Annotated in this window: 18 protein-coding genes; 4 read left to right on the forward strand and 14 right to left on the reverse strand. The window is 72.2% G+C overall.

Annotated features, from left to right (window positions below; translation table 11 throughout):
- Positions 1-3 precede the first annotated feature (3 nt).
- The 4 genes from FB462_RS16455 to FB462_RS16470 all read right to left on the reverse strand — a co-directional run bounded on the left by FB462_RS16455 (position 4) and on the right by FB462_RS16470 (position 4112).
- The gene (locus FB462_RS16455; protein WP_141863062.1) at positions 4-1074 is read right to left on the reverse strand and encodes an ABC transporter ATP-binding protein; all 1071 of its coding nucleotides are present in this window, start codon (positions 1072-1074) and stop codon (positions 4-6) included.
- Positions 1071-1910 (reverse strand): ABC transporter permease, encoded by an 840-nt coding sequence (locus tag FB462_RS16460; RefSeq protein WP_229666860.1) that lies wholly within the window; start codon positions 1908-1910, stop codon positions 1071-1073. The genes FB462_RS16455 and FB462_RS16460 overlap by 4 nt, the downstream gene beginning before the upstream one ends.
- Positions 1911-1942: 32 nt before the next feature.
- The gene (locus tag FB462_RS16465; RefSeq protein WP_114849413.1) at positions 1943-2902 is read right to left on the reverse strand and encodes an ABC transporter permease; all 960 of its coding nucleotides are present in this window, start codon (positions 2900-2902) and stop codon (positions 1943-1945) included.
- A 67-nt stretch (positions 2903-2969) separates the two neighbouring features.
- Entirely contained in the window at positions 2970-4112 is a 1143-nt protein-coding gene (locus FB462_RS16470) for an ABC transporter substrate-binding protein (protein WP_141863064.1), read from the reverse strand.
- Between the two features lie 238 nt (positions 4113-4350).
- On the opposite strand from FB462_RS16470, the gene FB462_RS16475 reads away from it, so the two are divergent.
- Complete coding sequence (locus tag FB462_RS16475; protein WP_141863066.1) at positions 4351-4788, forward strand: YdeI/OmpD-associated family protein; 438 nt, start codon at positions 4351-4353, stop codon at positions 4786-4788.
- A gap of 172 nt (positions 4789-4960) precedes the next feature.
- Here FB462_RS16475 and FB462_RS16480 read toward each other — a convergent pair whose 3' ends face one another.
- The 9 genes from FB462_RS16480 to FB462_RS16520 all read right to left on the reverse strand — a co-directional run bounded on the left by FB462_RS16480 (position 4961) and on the right by FB462_RS16520 (position 18060).
- Entirely contained in the window at positions 4961-5824 is an 864-nt protein-coding gene (locus tag FB462_RS16480; protein WP_141863068.1) for an NAD(P)H-hydrate dehydratase, read from the reverse strand.
- Positions 5814-6554 (reverse strand): histidine phosphatase family protein, encoded by a 741-nt coding sequence (locus FB462_RS16485; protein WP_141863070.1) that lies wholly within the window; start codon positions 6552-6554, stop codon positions 5814-5816. Before FB462_RS16485 ends, FB462_RS16480 begins: the two co-directional genes overlap by 11 nt.
- A gap of 70 nt (positions 6555-6624) precedes the next feature.
- Positions 6625-7587, reverse strand: coding sequence for a hypothetical protein (locus FB462_RS16490; RefSeq protein ID WP_141863071.1), 963 nt, complete (start codon positions 7585-7587; stop codon positions 6625-6627).
- A gap of 338 nt (positions 7588-7925) precedes the next feature.
- Complete coding sequence (locus FB462_RS16495) at positions 7926-11042, reverse strand: alpha-mannosidase (RefSeq protein WP_141863073.1); 3117 nt, start codon at positions 11040-11042, stop codon at positions 7926-7928.
- 60 nt (positions 11043-11102) lie between these two features.
- On the reverse strand, positions 11103-11933 hold the full coding sequence (locus FB462_RS16500; protein ID WP_373286859.1) for a carbohydrate ABC transporter permease: 831 nt from the start codon (positions 11931-11933) through the stop codon (positions 11103-11105).
- A gap of 71 nt (positions 11934-12004) precedes the next feature.
- Positions 12005-12955 (reverse strand): carbohydrate ABC transporter permease, encoded by a 951-nt coding sequence (locus tag FB462_RS16505; protein ID WP_114849406.1) that lies wholly within the window; start codon positions 12953-12955, stop codon positions 12005-12007.
- Between the two features lie 109 nt (positions 12956-13064).
- A complete protein-coding gene (locus FB462_RS16510) occupies positions 13065-14426 on the reverse strand; it encodes an extracellular solute-binding protein (RefSeq protein ID WP_114849405.1) in 1362 nt (453 codons plus the stop codon).
- Positions 14427-14694: 268 nt separating this feature from the next.
- Positions 14695-15537, reverse strand: a complete 843-nt coding sequence (locus FB462_RS16515; RefSeq protein WP_141863075.1) for a PhzF family phenazine biosynthesis protein — start codon at positions 15535-15537, stop codon at positions 14695-14697.
- Positions 15538-15630: 93 nt separating this feature from the next.
- Entirely contained in the window at positions 15631-18060 is a 2430-nt protein-coding gene (locus FB462_RS16520; RefSeq protein WP_141863078.1) for a lamin tail domain-containing protein, read from the reverse strand.
- Between the two features lie 180 nt (positions 18061-18240).
- On the opposite strand from FB462_RS16520, the gene FB462_RS16525 reads away from it, so the two are divergent.
- A complete protein-coding gene (locus tag FB462_RS16525; protein WP_058741254.1) occupies positions 18241-18669 on the forward strand; it encodes a hypothetical protein in 429 nt (142 codons plus the stop codon).
- 110 nt (positions 18670-18779) lie between these two features.
- Here the strand turns inward: FB462_RS16525 and FB462_RS16530 are convergent, their stop codons facing one another.
- On the reverse strand, positions 18780-20030 hold the full coding sequence (locus tag FB462_RS16530; protein WP_141863080.1) for an ROK family transcriptional regulator: 1251 nt from the start codon (positions 20028-20030) through the stop codon (positions 18780-18782).
- A gap of 101 nt (positions 20031-20131) precedes the next feature.
- Here FB462_RS16530 and FB462_RS16535 point away from each other — a divergent pair, with 101 nt between their 5' ends.
- Together FB462_RS16535 and FB462_RS16540 are read left to right on the forward strand one after the other, a co-directional pair.
- Positions 20132-20587 (forward strand): GNAT family N-acetyltransferase, encoded by a 456-nt coding sequence (locus tag FB462_RS16535; RefSeq protein WP_114849402.1) that lies wholly within the window; start codon positions 20132-20134, stop codon positions 20585-20587.
- Positions 20587-20922 (forward strand): MGMT family protein, encoded by a 336-nt coding sequence (locus tag FB462_RS16540; RefSeq protein ID WP_141863082.1) that lies wholly within the window; start codon positions 20587-20589, stop codon positions 20920-20922. The genes FB462_RS16535 and FB462_RS16540 overlap by 1 nt, the downstream gene beginning before the upstream one ends.
- Positions 20923-20972: the final 50 nt, after the last annotated feature.

Raw genomic sequence — 20972 nt, forward strand, 5'->3', positions numbered from 1 at the left:
GGGCTACGCGATCGGGGCGGTCGCGACCGGGGCGCCGAGCAGCCGGAGCGCGACGGCGTCCCCGGCGGTGCGGCGGTCGCCGACCTCGTGCTGGACGGTCACGACGGTGTCGTCGTCGAGCCGGACCGTGGTGCGCCGGATCGACCCGAGGAAGCTCGACGCGACGACGGTGCCGGTGACCCCGTCGGACGCGAAGGCGACGTCCTCCGGCCGGACGTAGGCGAGCACCGGGCCGTCCACCGCCCCGGTGTCGAGCGCCGGCACGCGGAAGCCGTACACGAACACGTCGCCGCCGCGCAGGTCCCCGCGGAGCCGGTTCGACTGCCCGACGAAGTCCGCCGTGAACGCCGAGGTCGGGGTGCGGTACAGCTCCTCCGGCGTCCCGACCTGCTCGACGTCCCCGGCGTGCATCACCGCGATCCGGTCGGAGACGGCGAGCGCCTCCTCTTGGTCGTGGGTGACGAACACGGTCGTGATGCCGAGGTCGCTCTGGATGCGGCGGATCTCGTCGCGCAGGGACACCCGGACCTTGGCGTCGAGGGCGGAGAGCGGCTCGTCGAGCAGCAGGACCCGGGGGCGGGTGACGAGCGCCCGGGCCAGGGCGACGCGCTGCTGCTGACCGCCGGAGAGCTGGTGCGGGTACCGGTCCGCGAACTCGCCGAGGTGCACCATGTCGAGCGCGTCGACGACCTGGGCGCGACGCTCGGCAGCGGGGACCTTCCGCATCTCGAGGCCGAACGCGACGTTCTGGCGCACGGTCATGTGCGGGAACAGCGAGTACTGCTGGAACACCATCCCGATGTCGCGCTTGTTCACCGGGGTCTGCGCGACGTCGACGCCGTCGATGCGGATCGCGCCGGCGTCGATCGCCTCGAGCCCGGCGAGGGCCCGGAGCGCCGTGGTCTTGCCGCAGCCGGACGGGCCGAGGAGCGAGACGAACTCCCCCGGCTCGATGCGGAGGGACAGCCCGGCGAGGGCGCGGTGCGTGCCGTAGTGCTTCTCGACGGCCTCGAGCTCCACGGTCGCGCCCTCGGTGACGAGGGACGACGGGGCGGCGGGCGCGGTGACGGTCATGCGGACTCCTTGGAGCGGGACCGGCGGGACGTCCCGACGCGGCCGATGAGGACGAGCAGCACGAACCCGAACAGCAGTGCGGCGAGCGAGAACACCGCGGCGACGTACGGGTCGGTCCCCTGGACGAGCAGCAGCGCGGTCTGGAAGGTCGTCCGGGACAGGAACGAGGCGAGCGTGTACTCGCCGAGGACGACGGTGATCGTGAGGAAGCACGCGGCCGTGATGCCGCGGCGGAGGTTCGGCAGCAGGATCCGCCACGTCACGGTCCACCACGAGGCACCGAGCGAGCGGGCCGCCTCGGACAGGGTGGTGACGTCGACGGCGGTCAGCGCGGTCGCGATCGGGCGGAACGCGAACGGCAGGGCCACGATCCCGATCGCGAAGGACAGCGTCCACGCGTCCGAGCCGAGGAGCTGCGCGACCACCTGGTACACGGGGATGAACCCGACGACGAGCACGACCAGGGGCACCGTGATCGGGACGAGGCAGACGAACTCGAGCACCCGCCGCAGCCGCGGGTACCGCAGCGCCGTGACGACCTGCGCGGGCAGGAGGACGAACAGCACGATCGCCACCGTGATGACGGCGATGAGCAGGGACGCGGACAGGCCGTCGAACACCGGCTGGTAGGTGCCCGCGTTCGCCGGGTCGAGGATCGCTGCGTAGTGCGCGAGCGTCAGCGACCCGTCGGTGCCCTGCCGGAACGTGAACTGCAGGAGCGCGAGGAGCGGGACGGCGAACACGAGGCCGACCACGCCGAGCACGATCGCGGCGGTGACCCGTGACGGGGCGACGCCGAAGCGGCGGACGCGGGGCGTGCCTCCCGGCCGGGTCACCCGACCACGGGACGGACGCGTGCCGACGGCGGTCACCGCTGCCACCGCGCAGCCCGTCGCTGGAGCAGCGAGTAGGCGCCCATCACGACCGCCATCACGACCACCATGCCGAGCGCGAGCACCCCGGCGACGTTCTGCAGGCCGATGATCGTCTCGCTCGTGAGCTGCGCGCGGATCGTCAGCGGGACGATGCCGCCCTGCGAGATGAGCGCCGCGGCCGTCGCGAACGACGAGAACGCGTTCGCGAACAGGAGCAGCAGCGATCCCCAGAAGGCCGGCGCGAGCACGGGCAGGGCGATGCGACGCCAGTACGTGGCGCGGGAGGCGCCGAGCGTGGCCGCGGCCTCGCCCCACTGGGCCTTGACGCCCTCGAGGGCGGGCATGAACGTGAGGACCATGAGGGGCACCTGGAAGTAGACGTACGGCAGGACGAGTCCGGGGACCGTGTACAGGAACGCGCCGTTCGCGTTGAGGTCGACGCCCGTCGCGGACACCAACCACGTGGTGACCAGGCCCTGGACGCCGATCGTGGCGATGAAGGCGAACGCGAGCATCACGCCGCCGAACTGGGCGAGGACGCTCGCGGCGGCGTCGATCATCGAACGGACCAGGCCGTCCGGGCGGAGCGCGGCGAGCGCCCAGCAGACCAGGGCCCCGATCACGGCGCCGAGCACCGCGGAGACGGCGGACAGGCCGAACGAGCCGCCGAACGCGCGGAGGACGGAGGGGTCCGCGAACGCGGCGAGGTTCGCGAGGGTGAACGCACCGTCACCCGTGAAGAACCCGCTGCTGACCGCGATGACGGCCGGCACGGCGAGGAACAGCAGGACGTAGACGGCGAAGGGGGTGAGTCCGAGCCAGGCGAGGCCGGGGCCGCGGCGGGCGCGGAGGCCCGCCGCGGTCGTCGTGGTCCTGCGGGTTCCGACGTCGGCACCGGCGGCGGGGGCGGTGCTCGTGGCGGCCGGGCCCGCGGTGACGGGGGCCGTGCCCACCGTCCCCGGTCCCGGGCCGGGCGTCCCGGTGCTGCGCGCTCCCGCCGCTGGTGCCGTGGTCACGGGACTAGGACCCCATCGTGGCGGACCACTTGGCCGCCAGGACCTTCGCGGCCTCGGTGACCTGCGCGTCCGTCAGCTCGACGTAGTCCTTCGGCATGCCGCCGGCCTGCTCGAGGGCGTCCTTGTCGACCTTGCCGGACCGCTCCATGGCGGCGAGGGTCGACGGGAAGGCACCGGCCTGCAGGTACAGGTTCTGTGCCTCGGGGCTGGCGATGTACTCCTGCCAGAGGCGCGCGGCCGCCGGGTGCGGGGCGTCCTTGTTGATCGCCTGCGAGTAGTACGAGCCGAGGGCCTGGCCCTCGGGGACGACCGTCTTCCAGTTCTTGTTCCCCGATGCACCGGCCGCCGGGCCCCACGCGAGGTTGTTGTACGACCACTGGACGACGACCGGGGTCTCACCCGAGGCCACCGTCGCCTGCGAGGGCAGCACGTTCTGGAAGTTGCCGGCCTGCTTGAGCTTGCCGAAGAACTCGACACCCTTGGTGATGTCGTCCGCGGAGCCGCCGTTCTCGAGCGCTGCGAGGTAGACCGCGGAGGCGGCCTGGTTCGCCTGCGTGGGGTCCCCCGCGATCGAGACCTTCCCCTTGTACTCGCTGCCGAGCAGGTCGTTCAGGTCCTTCGGCGCCTGCTTGATCTTCGAGGAGTCGTAGCCGATCGACATCAGGCCCGTGTAGTCACGGGTCCACTTGCCGTCCTTGTCCTTGAGGGTGTCGGGGATGTCCGACCAGTTCGCGACCTTGTAGTCGGTGAGCAGCCCGAGGTTCTGCTGCATCACCGCGTTGCCGAGGTCGAGCACGTCGGGGGCGGTGGACTGGCCCTTCTGCGACTTCACGGCAGCGATCTCGTCGGCGCTCGACCCGTTGGGGTTCGCCGAGTTGATCGTGATCCCGGGGTACTTCTTCTCGAAGCCGTCGATGATCTTGCCGTAGTTCGCCCAGGTCGGCGGGAGGGCGATGACGTTGAGCTTGCCCTCGGCCTTCGCGGCCTTGACGAGGGCGCCCATGCCGCCGGCGGACTGGGCGCTCGTCGCGGTCTTCCAGTCGGTGTCGCTCGACGTCGACGCGCTGCTCGTCGCCGAGCAGCCGGCGAGGGTGACGACTGCGGCGGCGGCCAGGGCGAGGCCGGCCAGGGTGCGGGTGTGCTGCACGGGGTGCGCCTTTCGGGTGCTGTGGGGTGGGGTGCTGCGGGTGCGGTTCGGGCGGGCCGGTGGGGGCGGCACCGCGTTCTGGACGATCGTGGACGGGGCCGGTTTCCGAGCAGTGCTGCGGTGGTGAACGGTGGCGGAACAGCGGGTGCGGCTGTACGGTTTCGCTTGTTCGCTCGTTCCCTTGTTCGCTCCGGTGGCGCGTCCGCGCTGATGGCGCGTCCTCGGTCTGGAGGCACGGATGCAGTTCACGACGACGGTCCTGCAGGCGCGGAAGACCGCCACCGGATTGCCCGTCCCGCCGGAGGTCGTCGCAGCGCTCGGCGCCGGGGGTCGACCGGCCGTGGTGGTCACGATCGACGGGGGCTACACCTACCGGTCGACGATCGGGGTCATGGGCGGCCAGTCGCTCGTCCCGCTGTCGGCCGAGCACCGCACCGCCGCGGGGGTGGCTGCCGGGGACACCGTCGAGGTCACGCTCGAGGTCGACACGCTCCCGCGCTCGGTCGAGGTGCCGGACGACCTGGCCTCGGCGTTCGAGGAGGCCGGCGTCCGTGCCGCCTTCGAGACCCTGTCGAACTCACGGCAGCGGGCGCTCGTCGACCCGGTCGTGCAGGCGAAGGCCCCCGAGACCCGCCAGCGCCGCATCGACAGGGCCGTCGAGTCCCTGCGCGGCTGAGCGGGGCCGGGTGCGTGGTCGCCGGGCTGCCGCACCGATCCGCGCGAGGTCGGCCGATCCGCGCGTAGGAGACCGAATCGCTCGTAGGGTGTCGTTCGTTCCTGCCCCCTGTGCGCGGAACGTCCTCCGATGTCGGGTGCGATGGGCTCGAACGCCCGGCGGTTCTGACGGGTCAGCCGCCGAGTTCGACCAGCACGCGCGGGATCTCGGTGAGCAGCTCGCTCGCCAGGTAGCCGAGCGGCCCGACCTGCACGGCGAGACGGTCACCGGCAGCTGCGTGCACGTACGACGCCCATGCCGCTGCCTGCTCGGGTTCCGCCCCACGAGCCAGCAGACCGACCACCACGCCCGACAACACGTCGCCGCTGCCGCTCGTCCCGAGGCCACCGGCACCGGTGCCCTTCGCCCAGACCCGGCCGTCCGGTGCCGCGATCACGTCGGACAGCGCGACGACGGCCCCGAACCGCTCGGCGATCGCACGGGCGTCCGCGGCGTCGTCGTCCCCGCACTCCCGGCCGAGGAGGCGCTCGGCCTCGCCGCTGTTCGGCGTCATCACGAGGCGGCCACGCAGTGGCGCGAGCTGGTCGGCGACGTCCGCTGCGACACCGAGCGCGAAGGCGTCGAGCACGACGTTCGTCTCGGGCCCCACCGCGGCGGCGATCCGCCCCACGAGGTCGCGGGCTCCGTCCGGTTCGTCGAGCCCTGGGCCGACCAGGACCGCGTCCGCGCTGCCGGCGTCGTCCTCGGCGGCGGTCAGCGCTCCGACGGCGATGTGGCCGGCGTCGTCCTCGTCGAGTGGTTGCACCCCGGACTCCGGGACTGCGACGGACACCTCGGCGGCCACGCTCGCCGCCACCGCCAGGGTGAGCCGTCCCGCTCCGACACGCAGCGCGGCGAGCGCCGAGAGCATCGCTGCCCCGGGGGTCCGAGCCGCGCCGCCGATGACCAGGACCTGGCCACGGCCGTACTTGCCCGCACCGGGCTCAGGCAGCGGCCAGTCACGCAGGGCGTTCGGGGTGATCGGCTCAGGAGACACGGGTGTCGTCCTTCCTCCCGCTGTGCTCGGTGACCTCGTCGTCGTCGAGGTGCCCGACGGCCGAGAACTCCTCGAGCGTCCACGGGGCCCCGGGGGAGTCCCGCCGGAGTCGTGTGAGCGAGGCGTTCGCCACGGTGTGATCGGCCGCGAACGACATCAGCGCGGGTTCGTCCAGGTCGAGACAGACGGCCACGGTGAGCATGACGACGGCGTCGTGCGCGGCGACGAGCAGTCGTTCGGGTTCGTCGAGCCGGTCGACGTCGTGCAGCAGCGAACGCAAGCGCAGCATGACGTCGATCCACGATTCGCCCCCGGATGGGCGGTGGTAGTACTTGCCGAGCCACTGGCGACGGTGTTCCTCGTCCGGGTAGCGATTGCGGACGCCCTGCGCGGTGAGCAGGTCGAGCACGCCGAGCTCTCGGTCGCGGAGCCGCTCGTCGACCCGCCGACCGGGCTCGTCCAACCCGCCGGCCTGGAGTGCGAGGTCGATCGTCTGCTGAGCGCGCAGGTACGGCGAGACCCAGAGGCGTACCGGGACGTCGTCCACGCCGCGGTCCGCGAGCTCGCGCCCGAGAGCACGTGACTGCTCCCGCCCCAGGGGGCTCAGCGGGACGTCGGCGTCCCGGTGGCCCGCGTCGATCACGTCTGCTCCGTCGGCCTCGGCGCGGGCGGCGGCGACGTTCGCCTCCGACTCCCCGTGGCGCACGAGCCAGATCTCGCTGACAGCCATGGCGTCACGCTAGCCAGGCGCCGCTGTGCTCCCTCACCGCTCCGGGCTCACTCCGCCCACCGATGCTGCGTCAGGCGACACCTCGTGCGCTGCGCACCGGCCGGACCGCGCAGGGGAGGCCCGCTGCACGGAACCGTCTCGTCAGCGCGTCGAGGTCCCACAGGTCGCGCCATTCGATCCGGACGATGCGTCGGACGCCCGGCACCGTCAGCAGTGCCTCGTGTCGGCGCTTCTCGTCGATGAACACCTGGTCGGCGGTCCGGCCCGCGAGGAATCGCTCCTGCGTGTACTTCGCTCGGCCGTCCACCTCGACGATGACGCCCTGCTCGGGGAACCAGAAGTCGACCTCGTACCGGCGCCCTCCGACGACGAAGGGTTGCTGGAGTACCGGCTTCGGCAGGCCCATCTCGCGGAACACGACCCGTGCCAGTGACTCGGCGGCCGAACCCGACCGCGGGTCGGCGAGCCCGACGGCACGAGTGGCGACGGCACGACCCGGGTCCTTCGCAGTGCCCCCGAGCGCCTGCACGATGCTCGCCCGCTCGACTCCGGCGCGCAGTGCAGCGTCGGCGACCACCACCGCCGCCCGGACGTCGCCGAGCAGGGCGATGTCCGCCACGGTCCTCGCGGCGGAGGTGAAGCGCACGCCGCCGTGCTCGACGAGGTGCGCGGACGGGACCGGTCTGGTGTGCAGGACCAGCCCCCTGGTGCCGCTCCGGTAGTGCGACTTCGGGACGGTGAGGTGCACGTCGTCCGGCCACGGACCCGGCAGGGGCAGTCCGTGCACGGCGACGGCCGAAGCATGGGAGCCGACAGCGGCGACGCTCCGTCGTCCCAGGCGGGCGAAGATGCGGGTGACGTACCGCCGGCGCGGACCGGCGGCCTCCCAGTCCGCCCCACGGACGAACGCGTTCGGTCCGACGCGGACGAGACGGTCGGGGCCGTCGGACGCGGCCCGGCGCCGCAACGTGGCGCCGGACCGGCCAGCGTCCTGCAGCGGGCTCGCCCGGAAGATCGCGAGTGGTGTCTCCATACCGACCACGATCACGGTCTGACGACGCTCGTCGGTGAGCGACGGGGCGGGCTGTGGACGCGCCTCCAGGCCGTTGCCCGTGTGGAGGAGTGACGATCGAGCCCATCGCAACCGACCTGGGATGCCGATCCGCGCATGACAGGCAGGAACTTCTGACCTCCTTTGCGCGGATCGTCTCCCGACGAGCGGATCGGCCTCCTACGCGCGGATCGGGAGCAGAGCGGATCGGGAGCAGAGCCCACCGGGAGCAGGATCGGGAGCACCCCCACGCAACACGGCGCCGGGCGGGGGCACCCGACCCCGCCCGGCGCCGCGGTCCTGCGCGGCCGGCCCGCCGATCAGCCCCGCCGCACCCGCAGCGTGACGATCTCGAACGGGCGCAGCGTGAGCACGACGGGCTCCCCCGCCTCCCACGTCCCCGACCCGAGCGGCCGCTCGAGCAGGTCCACCGCCTCGACGGCGTCGACGTCGAACCCGAACGACACCCCGACGTCCGCAGCGCGTCCGCCGGTCGCCTCGTACAGCCGCACGACGACGTCCCCGGAGCGGTCCTCGGCGAGCTTGACCGCCTCGACGAACACCTGCGGCGACGACACCGTCACGAGCGGGTCGACGGTCGCCGACCCCGGCACCGACCGCACCGGCAGGTTGAGCCGGTAGCCGGAGTCCGCCGCGTCGAGCACCGAGGCCCCGACGCGCAGCACCGTGCGGAACACGTGGTGTCCCTGGTCGGCGTGCGGGTCCGGGAACGTCGGCGCGCGGAGCAGGGACTCGCGCACGAGCGTCGTCGTGCCGCCGTCGGCACGGGTGGAGCGGGTGATGTCGTGTCCGTACGTCGAGTCGTTCGCGACCGCGACGCCGAAGCCCGGCTCCGCGACGTGCACCCACCGGTGCGCAGACGTCTCGAACCGCGCCATGTCCCACGACGTGTTCTGGTGGGTCGGCCGGTCGATGTGCCCGAATTGGATCTCGCTCGACGCCGAGGCCGCGCGCACGTCGAGCGGGAACGCGAGCTTGAGGAGCTTCTGCCGCTCGTGCCACTCGACCTCGGTCTCGATGTGCAGCTCGGGCTGGCCCGCCACCGCCGAGTAGCGGGTGGTGATCGACGACGAGCCGAACGGCCGCGTCACCACGAGTGTGGTCCCGTCGACCTCGACGCCCGTCGCGGACAGGACCGTCCCGTTCCGCTGGTAGGCGCGGTCGATGTCCCACGCCTCCCACTGGTTCGGGGTGTCCCGGAACACCGTGTACTGCGCGGCGATGGCGCCCGGCGCGACGGCGTCGCGTCCGGTCGCACGCTCGACGAGCGAGACGACGTGGCCGTCTGCGTCGATGGTCGCCGTGACGACGCCGGTGTCGAAGACGAAACGGTCACCGCTCCGGACGGGAGGCACGGCCTCCGCCGCGGACGACGGGGAACCACCCAGGGCGGTCACCCCGCCCGCGGTGACGGGCGAGGCGTTGAAGCGCACGACACCGTCAGCGCCGCCACCGGAAGCGCCGCCGGCCGTTCCGGCCTCGGTGGGAGCGTCGAGCAGCGCGCCCACGCCCGCACCGGCCCGCGCTGCGCCGACCCCGGCGAGCGCCGTCACCCCGCCGCTCGCGAGCGCGGTCGTCGCCGTGCCGATGAGCTCCTCGAGCACCTCGGCGACCCGAACGTACTCGGCCTCGGCGTTCTCGTAGACCCAGGCGATCGAGGAACCAGGCAGGATGTCGTGGAACTGCTGCAGGAGCACGGTGTGCCAGACCGACTCGAGCTCGTCGTACGGGTACTCGGCGCCGTGCCGGACCGCGGCGGTCGCGGCCCAGAGCTCGGCCTCGCGCAGCAGGTGCTCGGAGCGGCGGTTGCCCTGCTTCGTGCGGATCTGCGACGTGTACGTGCCGCGGTGGAACTCGAGGTACATCTCGCCCGACCACACCGCGGGCTCCGGCAGCACGCGCTCGAGCTCCTCGAACACCTGCGCCGGGGTGCCGAGGTCGACCCGGGGCGAGCCGTCCAGGTCGTGCTGCCGGCGGGCCGCGGCGACCATCTCGCGCGTGGGACCACCGCCGCCGTCGCCGAAGCCGTAGAGGAGCATCGAGGTGTTCGCGACGCCCCGCTCCTTGTTCTGGCGCTCCCCGCGGTGCAGGTCCTCGGGCGAGACGTCCGAGTTGTAGGTGTCGGCCGGGGGCAAGTGCGTCAGGACGCGCGAGCCGTCGATGCCCTCCCAGTGGAACGAGGTGTGCGGGATGACGTTCGTCTCGTTCCACGAGGGCTTCTGCGTGACGAACCACTTCGAGCCGGCGGCGCGGACGATCTGCGGAAGCGCACCCGAGTAGCCGAACGAGTCGGGCAGCCAGGCCTCGGGGGTGTCGACGCCGAACTCCTCGAGGAACAGGCGCTTGCCGGCGACGAACTGCCGGGCGAGGGCCTCGCCGCCGGGCAGGTTCGTGTCCGACTCGACCCACATGCCGCCGACCGGGATCCACCGGCCCTCGGCGACGCGCTGCTTGATGCGCTCCCAGATCGACGGGTAACCGTCGCGGATCCAGGCGTACTGCTGCGCCGAGGAGCACGCGAACGTGAAGTCCGGGTCGCGGTCCATCAGGTCGAGCACGTTCGAGAAGGTGCGCGCGCACTTCCGGATCGTCTCGCGCACCGGCCAGAGCCAGGCGGAGTCGATGTGCGCGTGCCCGACGGCGATCGCGCGCCCGGCCGATCCCGCGGCGCCGACGGCCAGGAGCGGTGCGAGGACCTCGCGGGTGGCGGCTGCGGTGCCGGCGACGTCGTCGGGGTCGAGGGTGTCCGCCGCGCGTTCGAGTCCGCGCAGGACGTCCGCGCCGCGGGTGCCGTCCGTGGGCAGTTCGGCCATCAGGCCCCGGAGGACCCAGAAGTCCTGCTGCAGCTCCCACACGGTGTCGTCGCGTTCGACGAGCTCGAGTGCCCGCAGGCGGTAGATCGGTTCCGTTCCGGCCGTCGACCGCGATCCGAGCGGGGTCGCGCCCTGGAAGTCGTCGCCGCCGATGTCCGGGTTCGCGGCGGCTTCGACGTACAGCTCGAACGAGCCGTCCGGGCCGGGCTCGACCGGCAGGGTGTCGTTCAGCGGCTCGATGCCCTTGATCGTCGTGCCGTCCGGTCGCCACGCGAGGCCCTCGGCCTGGAAGCCCGGCTGGCGCTTCGAGAAGCCGAGGTCGACGCGGAGCTCGACCGTCGTGCCGGGGTCGGCCCCGAAGTCCGACGGCACGGTGCCGCGGACCCGGAACCAGGTCGTCCCCCACGGCCGGCCGCCCCAGGCGTCACCGACGTGGAACGGCGTGTACTCGGCGGCGACGGCCTCGGCGAAGGGCACGGGCTCGTCCGGCACCTGCCAGGCCTCGATCGTGACCGGGGCCGAGCGGCGGAGCACCGCGGGGTCGATGCGGTCCCGGACGAGACGGGCGATGCGAGCTTCGACGAGCGGTTCGTCGTGGTGCATGGAGGTGGTTCCTTTCCAGCAGGGACGGTCGGGCGCGGGGCCCGGAGTGCGTGGGCGCGGTCAGCCCTTGATGCCGCCGGCGAGGGCGTTCGCCCCGCCGAGGCCGCGCGAGACGAGGACGTAGAGGGCGATGACGGGCACGGAGTAGACGATCGAGAACGCGGCGAGCTGCCCGTACGCGACGGCTCCGTTCTGCCCGAAGAAGTTGAAGATGCTCACCGCGGCGGGCACCTTGTCGGGCGAGAGCAGCAGGACGAACGGGACGAAGAAGTTCCCCCACGCCTGGATGAACACGAAGATGAACACGACGGCGATGCCCGGGCGCATGAGCGGGATGACGATCCGCCACAGCGTGGTGAACATCGAGGCGCCGTCGGTCCAGGCGGCCTCCTCGAGGGAGATCGGCACCGAGTCCATGAAGTTCTTCGCCATCCAGATCGCCATCGGCAGGCTCGTGGCGGCGAGGAAGAAGATGCAGCCCCACACGTTGTCGATCAGGTTGAGCGACACGAACAGCGCGTAGACCGGCACCATCATCGCGGTGATGGGCAGGCCGGTGCCGAACAGGATGCTGTACAGGAACGGCTTGTTGACCCGCATCTTGTAGCGGGACAGCGGGTACGCGGCGAGGATCGCGACGACGACCGTGACGACCGCGGTCCCACCGGAGAGCAGCAGGCTGTTGCCGAGCGGGATGAACGACAGCTCGGGCGTGAGCACCTTCGTGAAGTTGTCGAGCGTGAACTGCGTCGGGAGCTTCACGGACAGCGACGCCTGCGTGTCGAACGAGGCGAGCACGAGCCACAGCAGCGGCACCGCGAAGCAGACCGCGATGACGAGCAGCACGACGTTCGACACCCAGCGCATGGTGCGGCCGCGCGGCGAGGTCATGTGCAGCGCACCGGGGGCCGTCACCGAGCGGGTGACATCGGACACGGGACGGTCGGCGGTGAGTGCCATGGTCAGTCCACCTCCGGCTTCAGTGCCTTGATGTAGATGATCGAGAAGACCGCGCCGACCACGAGCAGGATCGTCGCGATCGCGGTCCCGAAGCCGAGCTGCGAGAACTTGAACGCCTCCTGGTACGCCAGGATCGGCAGCGTCGACGAGTTCGTACCGGGGCCGCCGCCCGTCATCACGAAGATGAGCGTGAAGACCGACAGCGTCTGCAGCGTCGTGAGCATGAGGTTCGTCGAGATCGACCGGCGGATGACCGGCAGGGTGATGTAGACGAGTCGCTGCCAGCCGGCCGCGCCGTCCATCTCGGCGGACTCGGTGATCTCCTCGGGGACCTCCTGCACGGCGGCGGAGTAGACGAGCATCGAGAACGCGGTGCCGCGCCAGATGTTCGCGAGGATCACGGCGAGCATCGGGTACGTGTAGAGCCAGTTCGGCCCGCTGATCCCGATCGAGGCCAGGAACGTGTTGAGCGTGCCGGTGTCGTTGAAGAACGCGTACGCCGCGAACGAGGCGACGATCTCCGGCAGGACCCACGCCGCGACGACGAACGTGCCGACGATCGCGCGGACCACCTTGTTCGCGCTGCGCATGAGGAGCGCCAGGCCGAGCCCGAGGACGTTCTGGCCCACGACCGCCGAGGCGAGCAGGAACACGATCGTCAGGACGACGGACTTCGGGAAGTCCGGGTCCTGGAAGAGCTCGACGTAGTTCTGCAGCCCGACGAACTGCTGGTTCGCGGCGCTCGCGCCGGTCAGCGCGGAGTTGGTGAAGGACCCGTAGAACGACGAGATGACGGGGCCGAGCAGGAAGATGACGAGCAGGACGACGGCCGGCAGGAGCGGGACCGCTCGGCTCGCTCTCCGCAGGGAGCGCCGCCGACGCGGCGTCGGCGGATCGGTGCGCTTCGGCGCACCGGGTGCCGACAGCGTCGGCGCGAGGGGGGTGCTGGACACGGGTGGTTGCCTTTCGGGTGCGCCAGAGGGTTCCGAAGGTGGGGAGGGGCGCACTGGAGGCACGGGGCGGTGTGGCGCCGCGCCTCCAGTCCGCCGTGCGGCCGGGTGACTACCCGACGTCGACGGTGTTCTTCTGGCCGACCACCTGTTCGACCGACTGGTCGTAGGCCTTGGCGGCTTCGGCGGGTGTCTGCTGCCCGGTCATGACGGACTCCATCGCGACCTGGATGGCGTTCGAGACCTGCGAGTAGTCGCTCGTCGCGGGGCGGAAGTTGGTGTGCTGCACCAGTCCCGAGAAGAACTTGAACGTCGGGTTGGCGCCGGTGTACTCCGGGTCCTCGGCGACGTCCTTGCGGACCGCGATCTGGCTGTTCTCGGTGTCGTACTTCAGCGAGCCGTCCTTGCTCAGGAAGGTCGAGATGAAGTCGAACGCCGCCTGCGGGTTCTTGGAGTTCTTGCCGACCGCGAGCGTCCAGCCACCGGACATCGAGTTGTAGCCGGGCTCCTGACCGTTCTGCGTCGGGAAGGCCGCCTGACCCATCACGTCGTTCCACTCCTTCCACGGAGCGGTGCCGGACTCGAGCCACGTGCCGGACTGCCACGAGCCGTCGAGGTCGATCGCGAGCTTGCCCTGCGGCAGCCACGTCTGCGCGATCGTCGTGCCGACGTTGGTGTCGAGCGCCTGCTGCGGGGTCGGGCCGAGGCCGCCCTGGTAGACGTCCTTCACGAACTTCAGGGAGTCCTCGAACTGCTTCGAGCCGACGACCCACTTCTTGTCCTTGTAGAGGGTGTTGCCGTCGCCCTCGGCGCCGTACAGGAGCATCTCGAAGCCCTGCATGGTGGACGCTTCGCCCTGCGCCTTGCCGGAGTAGATGTTGAACGGGATGACGCCCGAGTCCTTCTCCTTGATCGTCTTCGCGGCGGCGAGCACGTCGTCCCAGGTCTTGGGCTCCCACGGGACGGGCAGGCCGACCTTCTTGAAGATGTCCTTGTTGTACCAGAGCGCCCGGGTGTCGGTGCCCATCGAGACGCCGTAGATCTTGCCGTCGTCACCCTGGCCGGCCTGCTTGGCGTTGTCGTAGAACTGGTCCCAGTCCTTCCACTTCGCCACGTAGTCGTCGAGGGGCAGCAGGTAGCCGGCCTCGGCGTCGGACTTGATGAGGAAGGTGTCCTCGTACATGACGTCCGGGGCCGTCGCGGGCGCCTTGTTCATGAGCGCGAGCTTCGTGTAGTAGTCGTTGCCCTGGGCCTGGATCGGGACGAGGGTGACCTTCTTGCCCGGGTTCGCCTTCTCGTACTCGGTCTTGACCTCCTTCATCTGCGCATCGAGCTGCTGGAAGGCACCGAACTTCTGGTACGCGATCTTGATGGTGTCGCTCGAGGCAGAGCCCGAGCTGGAACAGCCCGCCAGCCCGACCGCGGCGACTGCCACGGCTGCGAGGCCGGCGATGATTCGGGTGCGGCGTTTCATCGGTGCTCCTTTGCACGGGATGTCCGCGGGCTCCGTCACCCGCGCGCAGGATTAGTACAGCGTGTGGACTTAATCGTGTCAAGCACTTTTCGTCACGGCTCGGTCACGGCATGGGCGCGCGCGAGGTGGAGGCCGATCCGCGCGTGGGAGGCCGATCCGCGCGTGGGAGGCCGATCCGCGCGTCGGAGGGCGGGTGGAACGACCTCCTGCGCGCGGAAGTGCCTCCCATTGCGCCTGCGATGGGAAGGAACGTGCACTCGGAGCCGGGTCAGGCGACGGGCGTGGCGCCGCCGATCACCGTGATGCCGCCGGACTCGGGCACGTCGACGAGCAGCACGCTCGGACGCCCGACGTGTCGACCCTGCCGGATCACGACGCGGCTCCCGGGCGACACCGCGCCGATCGCACGCAGGTAGGCGCCCGTGGACGCCGCCGCGGAACCGGTCGCCGGGTCCTCGGTGATGCGGCCGGCGGGGAACAGGTTGCGTGCCTCGAACGCGAGCGGGCCGGTGCGGTGCAGGACGGTCACGGTGCCCGCCCACCCGTACTCGTGCTTCAGGGCGGCGAGCGCCGCGGGGTCGAACCGGAACTGGTGGAACAGGTCCTCGTCGGCCAGGACGACGACCGGGTGCCAGTTGCCGGCGAAGGCCTCGAGCACGGGGAAGCCCTCGGCGACGTCACCGTCGACGAGTCCGAGCACGGCGGCGAGCCGCTCCCACCGCACGGGGTCGATCGGCCGGGTGTCGGGTTCGACGCTCGTCATCGCGACCTGCACGCTGCCGTCGGGTGCGGTCGTGGCGTCGACCGCGACGTCCCCGGCAGCGGTGGAGAACACCCGGGCTCCGGTCCCGTCGCGCTCGGCGAGCACGACGGCGGTGGCGACGGTGGCGTGCCCGCAGAACGGGACCTCGGCGGCCGGCGAGAAGTAGCGCACGCGGGCGCCGTCCGGGGTCCGCGCGACGACGAAGGCGGTCTCGGGGTACCCCACCCGCTGTGCGACGGCGAGCATCTCGTCGTCGGTCATCTCCTCGGCGTCGAGCACGATGCCCGCGGGGTTGCCGCCCCCGGGCTCGGCGGCGAAGGCGGTGTAGCGGAGGACCTCGGTGCGCATCCTCCGACGCTACCGCGCGACCCCGGCGCACCCGGACGCCGACGCCCCCGCCGTCCGGAGGGACGACGGGGCATCGACGAGCGGTCCCGCGGGTCAGGCCTGCGCGACGGCCGACCGGTGACGACGACGGGCCACGAGGACACCGGTCCCGGCCGCCAGGAGCAGGAGCGCCGCAGCGATCCCACCGCCCAGCTCGGCACCGGTGAACGCGAGCGCACCCGTCGCGGGGTCGATCGTCACGGCCGTCCACCCGAGCACCGTGCCGTCGGACGCCGTGACCACGATGCGGTGCTGCCCGGCCGGGACGTCGGCGGGGACGACCACCGTCACGGTGCCGTCCGCGGCGACGACCGGCGTCCCGAGGAGTCGAGGCTCGGAGAACAGCCAGACCGCGACACGCTCACCGGCGTACTGCGCCCCGACGGAGATCGTCGCCGAGGACCCGGCTCGGACCACCGACGGCGCCGACACCGAGCCGCGGTTCCCCTCCGTGAGCGACGAGGCGTCCGGCGCGACCGGGGCCGCCGGGGTCGTCGGGGTGGTCGGGTTGGTCGGGCCAGGGGCGGTCTGGGTCGGCGTCGGGGTTCCGTCACCCGCTCCCGGCGAAGGCGTGCCGCCGTCACCCGGAGCGGGCGTGCCGCCGTCACCAGGCGCGGGCGTCCCGCCGTCGCCCGGCTCCGTCGACGCGTCGCACGGGTACGTCCCGGTCCGCAGCGAAGACCCGTCCGTGTCGTTGTCGTCGGCGGTGAAGGTCGCCCGGGCGCCGTCCACACAGCGCCCCGAGATCGCGAAGCCCTCGTTGGCGAGCCCTCGGTCGGCGTTCGCCGGCGCCTCGTACAGCGTCGCGAGCGTGAACGCCCCGTCCTGCACGTCGAACAGCGCGGTGCGCCCGGAGCAGGCCTCGTCGCAGACGACCCAGAGCGCGTCGAGCGTGGGGTCGAACTGCACCTCGGCGACTAGGGAGAACGGCGTCGCGATCGTGGCGACGCGCTGGAACGCCCCGTCGTCCATCAGCGCGTAGGCGTAGACGCTCGCGGTGCCCTCGACCCCGACCAGGAAGAGGCCCTCGCCGTGCCTGGGGTACGAGGTGGGCGCGTAGGCCGCACCGGTGTGCTGGTCGACGAACCCGTGTGACGTCAGCCACGCGTCCGGCACCCAGGTCACGCCCTCGAGCCCGGCGTTCGCGCCGAGACCCGGGAAGTCCGCGGCGAGGTTCCACTCGTCCGTCGCGCGCAGCACCGACTCGGAGCCGTCGGCGCTCGCGAAGCGCAGCACCGCGGGGCGGCTCACCTTCGACACGTCGTTGTCGCGCTCGGTCGACACGTAGACCGCGCCGGGGTCGTCGGCCGTGACGGTGACGCCCTCGGCGTCGGGCGTCCCGGTGCCGTCGGCGTACCGCAGGTCGACGCCGGCGGCGTTCGTCGGTGCCCAGCCGCCCCGGCCGTCCGGGGCCAGGTGGTAGAGCAGTCCGTCACCGTTCTGCACGGCCCAGAGTCGACCGTCCGCCGTCGTGGCGGAGGGTGCCCAGTCGAGGCCGCTCAGGTCTCCGGTGAAGGTGTCCTCGGCGTCCAGGACGGTCTCGTCCGGGCCGCCGGGCCACGCCTCGGCGGTCACGGACCCGGCGAAGCGGTTCGCCGCGCCCTTCGTCGGCTCGGCGGTCTCGGCGAAGGCGCCGGTGCCGTCCGGGTTCCGTCCGTACGTCGTCGCGGCGTGCGCCGTCCAGGAGTACGAGTCCACCGGGACGCCCCGGGGGTCGGACAGCCGGACGGCGTCCGCCTTGCCGAGCCCGAAGCCGAACCGGGCCTCGTCGAGCACCGTGAAGCCACCCGGCGCGACGGTGGGGCCCGCCGGGATCGTCCACTCGTGGTCGTCCTCGCTGTCCCGGAGCACGTACCCGCCGAGGTCGACCGTGGTCGTCCCGACGTTCGTCAGCTCGACCCAGTCGCCCGGGGTGCCGTCCTGCGACTCGACCTCGTTGATGCGGACCGGCGAGGAGCAGTCGTTCGGCTTCCCCTTGGTCGACGCGGTCGTGTCGACGAGCCTGCCGGAGCCGTCCGGGCAGCTGCCGTACGTGACGGCCGCGTGCGTGCTCCACGCGTACCGCAGCGTCAGGGCGCCTGAGGGGTCGTAGAGCCGGACCGCGTCGGCACCGCCGAGCCCGAAGTCGAAGCCGGGGCGGGTGGTGGTCTCCTGGTCGACGACGAGGTACCCGCCGGCGGCGATCGTCGACCCCTGCGGCAGCACGTACGCGGCGTGCGACGAGTCGGAGTCCAGGAAGCGCCAGCCGCTCAGGTCGATCGAAGCCGACGAGGTGTTCACCAGCTCGACCCAGTCGGTGTCGTCGGCGTTGGACTCCACCTCGTTGATCGCGAGTCCGGCGACGGGGCCGGTGGCGACGCGGGCGCCGACGGTGGGGTCGTCGTCACCGACCGCGGCGACGGCGGGGGTCGCGGTCAGCACTCCGGCGGCGAGGGCGATGCCCGTCGCGAGGCCGGCGCCGAGCCGCAGGGCAGGGGTGCGCATGCAGGGTCCTTCTCAGGGAGGTCGGGGGACCTGCACGACTGTTCAGCATCTCGGCGTCCGTCCGGTGGCGACCAGGTGAACGACAGGTGTCGCGCCACGGGCGGTGACCGGTGCGGCTTCTCAGGGGACGCCGACAGGATGGAGCGGACCCCGCGAGCGCGCTCGGTCGGAGAGGGAACCGTGACGGACGACACCACCAACACCGCACTGCAGTCGATGATCGACCGCGCAGGACGCATCACCGCCGAGGAGGCCGAGGCCCTCGACGTCGCCTGGAAGGCCGACGAGCAGATCGTGGTGCCGGAGGCGAGCGCGTCGCTCGCGATCCAGGGCGGCGCGGACGGCCGCATGGTGACGAACGCCGACCTGCTCGCCGCGTGGCAGCACGCGCTCGACGCCGCCGGTGCCGCCGGCCGGGTCGACGAGATCGAGGCCGCGCAGGCGGCCGGACGCGCGGTGAAGCACTCCGACGCGCACCTCCGCGACCGCGCCGGGGCCGAGGAGGCCGTCCGGTCCGCGGTCCTCGCCACCGGGGTGCGCGACCTCCTGTCGGACGACGAGTACGACACCCTGACCGCGACCTGGCGGAAGGTTCTCGGCGCCGCCTGACCCACACCCTGACCAGCGGAAGGCGCGCGCCGGACCGGCACCGTGCCTCCCGTCCGCGTCAGCGCCGACCAGGTGTCAGCGCCGACCAGGCGTCAGCGCCGGTTCAGGCGTCAGCGCCGGATCAGCAGCGCGCTCGCGCGCGGTGACAGCGCCGCGTCGAGGACCAGGCAAGCCGCGCCGACGGCCGCCACGTCCGCGCCCCGACCGCTGTCCTGCACCACCACCGGGTGCTTCGGCACCAGCAGCGGCGACCCGACGACCGCCTGCCGGGCGGCCGGCAGGGCGACGGGCGCGATCCGCGACCAGAACGGACCGCCGAACACGACCCGGTCGATGTCGAGCAGGTTCACGATGAGCACGACGGCGTTCCCCATCACGGTGCCGGCCTCGGCCGCGAGCGTCACCGCGACCGGGTCGTCGGCGTCGATCGCCTCGCCGAGCGCGGCCCACGCCCGCTGGACCGCGGCGGCGTCGTCCTCGGAGCCGGTCCCGCCGAGCGCGAGTCCGCGCTCCCGCGCGACCTGCACGAGCCGGTCGGGGGCGACGGCGGCCCCGACCTCACCCCGGGCGCCCGATCCGTCCGGGGTGCCCGCGAGGCCGCCCTGGTCGACCATGATGTGCCCGGCGTCCCCGGCGTTCGAGCCGACCCCGCGCACCGGTTCGTGGTCGACGACGAGTCCGACGCCGAAGCCCGTGCCGAAGTACACGAACGCGAAGTTCCGGGCGGACGACTCCCCCGCCAGGAACATCTCGCCGACGACCGCGGCGGTGACGTCCTTCTCGAGGAGCACCGGGAACCCGGTGGCCTCGGCGAGCGCGTCGCGCAGCGGGACGTCGCGCCACCGGGGCAGGAAGGGCGGGTCGAGCACGACGCCCGCGTCCACGTCGATGGGGCCCGGGCTCGCGATGCCGACGCCGAGCACCGCCTCGACCGCGATGCCCGCACCCGCGACCAGGCCGTCGATGGCGGTCGCGATGGTGCGGACGACCTCGTCCGGGTCCTCGGCGGACGGCGTCGAGGTCGTCGTCTCGGCGAGCACCGTGCCGGCCAGGTCGAGCAGCACGTACGTGACCACCGCCGGGTCGACGTGCACCCCGACGGCGTACCGGCTCGAGGCCTCGAGCCGCAGGATCGTCCGCGGCTTCCCCCGCCCGGCGACGACCGTGCCGGACTCGACGATCATCCCCGCCTCGATGAGGAACCGGGTGACGTTCGAGACCGTCTGCGCGCTCAGGCCCGTGCGGGCGGCGAGCTCCACGCGGCTCAGGCCGTCCGGCGACCGGCGGACCGCGTCGAGCACGACGGTGCGGTTGAACCCGCCGATCGACGGCAGGTTCGCCCCACGCCGGTGCTCCACCATCCCGCGACCATACCGCGCGGTCCGGACGGCGCTGCAACGGACGTGCAACGGTCGTGTCACCGTCCTGGCCCCCGGTCGGGGAGCACCGCTAGCCTGACCCCATGTCCGACCTGCGCCTCGAAGAACTCTCCGCGTCCACCGCCGCCGCAGCGAACTCCCTGACGCTCAAGCCGGGGCAGGAGGAGTTCGTGCAGCCGCAGACCTACGCGGTCGCGGAGTCCGACGTGAAGCCCAGCTCCGCCTGGACCCGCGTCGTCCTCGACGGGGACCGGGTCGTCGGCGTGATCGTCGGCACCTTCGACGAGGACAACGCGGACGAGGAGCTCCGGAGCGCGATCTGGCGCGTGCACGTCGCCGGTGACGCCCAGGGCCGGGGCGTCGGACGCTTCGCGGTGCACGGCCTGGCAGACGAGGCGCGGAGCCGAGGGTTCGAACGCCTGACCGTCGTGTACGAGCCCGGCGGCGAGGTCGGTCCCGAGGCGTTCTTCCGCGCGCTCGGCTTCTCGGTCGTGCGCGAGACGCAGTACGGCGACCACTTCGCCGCGCTGTCCCTGTAGTGCCCTCCGAGCCCGACCCGACGGACTTCGGTGCCGCGGTCGCGCTGGTGGTGCGGTCGATCCCACCCGGTCGGGTGATGACCTACGGAGACGTCGCCGCTGAACTCGGGTCACGTGCACCCCGGGCGGTCGGCAAGGTGATGGCGCACGAGGGCTCGGACCTGCCGTGGTGGCGGGTGGTCCGCTCCGGCGGGCTGCCGCCGGTCCGGCACGAGACCCGCGCGTTCGAGCACTACCGGGCGGAGGGGACGCCGCTCGTGCAGGGCTCCTCGGCCTGGAGGATCGACATGCGCCGTGCGCGCTGGTCCGGCTTCTTCGAGCAGCTGCGAGATTAACTGCATACGACATTTCAGATGTACAACTGAGCGACCTCGTCTCGAAAGGA

Source organism: Curtobacterium citreum (assembly GCF_006715175.1).
Lineage (GTDB): Bacteria > Actinomycetota > Actinomycetes > Actinomycetales > Microbacteriaceae > Curtobacterium > Curtobacterium citreum.

Coding starts and splice junctions, on each gene's coding strand:
- FB462_RS16455 (WP_141863062.1), bottom strand. CDS start 1,074: ATGACCGTCACCGCGCCCGCCGCCCCGTCGTCCCTCGTCACCGAGGGC.
- FB462_RS16475 (WP_141863066.1), top strand. CDS start 4,351: ATGCAGTTCACGACGACGGTCCTGCAGGCGCGGAAGACCGCCACCGGA.
- FB462_RS16485 (WP_141863070.1), bottom strand. CDS start 6,554: ATGGCTGTCAGCGAGATCTGGCTCGTGCGCCACGGGGAGTCGGAGGCG.
- FB462_RS16490 (WP_141863071.1), bottom strand. CDS start 7,587: ATGGAGACACCACTCGCGATCTTCCGGGCGAGCCCGCTGCAGGACGCT.
- FB462_RS16495 (WP_141863073.1), bottom strand. CDS start 11,042: ATGCACCACGACGAACCGCTCGTCGAAGCTCGCATCGCCCGTCTCGTC.
- FB462_RS16500 (WP_373286859.1), bottom strand. CDS start 11,933: ATGACCTCGCCGCGCGGCCGCACCATGCGCTGGGTGTCGAACGTCGTG.
- FB462_RS16510 (WP_114849405.1), bottom strand. CDS start 14,426: ATGAAACGCCGCACCCGAATCATCGCCGGCCTCGCAGCCGTGGCAGTC.
- FB462_RS16515 (WP_141863075.1), bottom strand. CDS start 15,537: ATGCGCACCGAGGTCCTCCGCTACACCGCCTTCGCCGCCGAGCCCGGG.
- FB462_RS16520 (WP_141863078.1), bottom strand. CDS start 18,060: ATGCGCACCCCTGCCCTGCGGCTCGGCGCCGGCCTCGCGACGGGCATC.
- FB462_RS16530 (WP_141863080.1), bottom strand. CDS start 20,030: ATGGTGGAGCACCGGCGTGGGGCGAACCTGCCGTCGATCGGCGGGTTC.
- FB462_RS16535 (WP_114849402.1), top strand. CDS start 20,132: ATGTCCGACCTGCGCCTCGAAGAACTCTCCGCGTCCACCGCCGCCGCA.